Source organism: Candidatus Cloacimonadaceae bacterium, from assembly GCA_030693415.1.
In the GTDB taxonomy this organism is placed as follows: Bacteria; Cloacimonadota; Cloacimonadia; order Cloacimonadales; family Cloacimonadaceae; genus JAUYAR01.
The window spans coordinates 1-1,769 of record JAUYAR010000075.1; the positions used below are offsets into that span (position 1 = coordinate 1).

A 1,769-nucleotide genomic window follows, 5' to 3' on the forward strand; every position below is an offset into this window, starting at 1 on the left:
TTACTGGCAAGCATTCTATGCCTTAGCTCTTCAGCAGGCAATGTGTCGTTAACATGGATACGGTTCATCTGTACCTCCAGCTATTGTTGTTCTGGAGATACTATAATCATAATTTGGATTTATGCAAGCGAATTAGTATTACTTGATGCTCACCAGGTGAAAGCCACTTGCTTCTTTTTAGGTTATATTGCCGGAAGATATCCCCATTTGGTAAGAGAGACTGCTGAGCGGGGACATGAAATAGGCTCGCATGGAATGTATCACAAGCTGATCTATAAAATGACCAGTGAAGAATTTTACGAGGATGCACTAAGCTCGAGGCTATTGCTGGAAAGTGTTTCAGGTAAAAGGGTGGATTGTTTTCGCAGTCCGAGCTTTTCAATTATTGAAGCTACACCTTGGTTTTTTGACAATCTAACCAGAGCCGGATATGTTTCTGATTCGTCAATGTTTCCCGTTAAACGTGAAAGAGGGGGCTATCTCACCAAAAACGTCGGTCCGCATTGGGTAAAAACCAAGCTGGGAAACATCTGTGAATTCCCCATTTCGGTTGCTCCGATATTTGGTAAGGATGTTTGTTTTTTTGGAGGAGGCTATCTGCGACTCTTCCCCAAGTGGCTGATCCTGTGCATGCAAAACAAATTATCCGGCAAAGGAATCCCGACCCTTTTCTATATACATCCCCGAGAAATCGACCCCTTGCACCCAAGATTAAAAATGAGTGCGTGGCTGCATTTCAAAACTTATATCAATATGAAAACGGTTCGCCCCAAGCTGGAAGCAATCTTTCACAGCAACAGCTTTGTGACTTGTCACGAATATATGATTACTAAAATGATGGATAAATAAATGAAACGTAACACTACAGCCGATTTCTTTGACGACTACTCAGAAGGATTCACCTCGATTTATAATACAGGAAACAGCTTTTTGCAACAGATGATTAATAAATGGTTCAGAAAGTCCATGCTTATCAGGTTTGAGAAGACTATCAAAGCGTGTAAGCCATCCCAGGAAAAGACAGCGTTGGACGTGGGCTGCGGTCCGGGTAATTATGGTATTGCGCTGGCAAAAAATGGTCTAAAGTCAATCCACTCCATTGACTTTGCGCCGAAGATGATTGACATTGCCAAAAATCAGGCAAAGCTGGCAGGAGTGGAAAATATCTGCAAATTTGAGATCGTGGATTTTACTCATATAAGTGAAGATACAAAATATGACTACGTCATTCTGATGGGTTTTATGGATTATATTCAAAATCCCGATGTTATCATTGCGAAAGCTTTGCGCCTTGCAAACGAGAAAGTATTATTCAGCTTTCCCTCCGATAGCGGTTTCCTGGCATGGCAGCGTAGAATCCGTTATAAATTCAAGTGTCCGTTGTTTCTTTATAATGAAAAGCAGATTGCCTCCTTGTTTGAAGGAATTGCTCCTTGGCAATGCAGAATTGAAAACCTGGGTCGTGATTTCTTTGTTACTATTGATAAAGAAGCTGATTAACCGATAACTCTTTCTTCAGCGGGATTTGGCTGCACCAATACATATTTGTTCATTATCTAAGCTGATTGAAACCATGAATCAATCCTTGAGTGTCGGACAAAATTGTTTTGAACCATCGCGGTATTTTTGAGACTGTTCAAGTAAATTCCCTTAAATTTCAATAAATTAGCGTTTCGGAAATCAAGAAAAGTGGGCGAAAGGCATCCTTAGGCAGGGGTTGCTTTGAATTGACATATCGTCTGCACAGTGGACACTTCAGTAAAAATCAA

General features: G+C 40.9%; 2 protein-coding genes. Both read left to right on the plus strand.

The window, feature by feature from the left end; genetic code table 11:
* Positions 1-849, plus strand: an 849-nt coding sequence (locus Q8M98_04685) for a polysaccharide deacetylase family protein (GenBank protein ID MDP3114057.1), incomplete at its 5' end; no start/stop codon positions are given.
* Positions 850-1,500, plus strand: coding sequence for a methyltransferase domain-containing protein (locus tag Q8M98_04690; GenBank protein MDP3114058.1), 651 nt, complete (start codon positions 850-852; stop codon positions 1,498-1,500). It begins immediately after the preceding gene.
* The last annotated feature ends 269 nt before the right edge of the window (positions 1,501-1,769 follow it).

Excerpts from the sequence above, each read along its gene's own strand:
- Q8M98_04690 (MDP3114058.1), top strand. The coding sequence starts at position 850 with ATGAAACGTAACACTACAGCCGATTTCTTTGACGACTACTCAGAAGGA.